The sequence below is a fragment of the Photorhabdus africana genome, assembly GCF_035181445.1.
In the GTDB taxonomy this organism is placed as follows: domain Bacteria; phylum Pseudomonadota; class Gammaproteobacteria; order Enterobacterales; family Enterobacteriaceae; genus Photorhabdus; species Photorhabdus laumondii.
Window position 1 is genome coordinate 1 of sequence record NZ_JAXBVE010000360.1, and the last position, 209, is coordinate 209.

1 protein-coding gene is annotated in these 209 nt (G+C 59.3%); it reads right to left on the reverse strand.

Annotation, left to right across the window (positions count from 1 at the left end; translation table 11 throughout):
- On the reverse strand, nt 1-209 hold a 209-nt coding region (locus SLS51_RS25055; protein ID WP_323840952.1), incomplete at both ends, for a hypothetical protein.

Below are 209 nucleotides of genomic sequence, written 5' to 3' on the forward strand. Positions count from 1 at the left end.
TATCGGTGGCCAGATTTTTGCCATTGGCCTGAACGTGCTGTGCCGTCAGGGTCAGTGAGCCGGGTCGGGTAGTGTTGCCGTTATCATCCAGCCCCGCAGCCCATACGCTGTTATGGCTGCTGTGTATTGTATCTGCGTTGACCGTGGTATCGCCGCGGGCTTCCACCCGGCCCCGATTATCCAGCGTACCGCCCGCCTGTAAATTCACC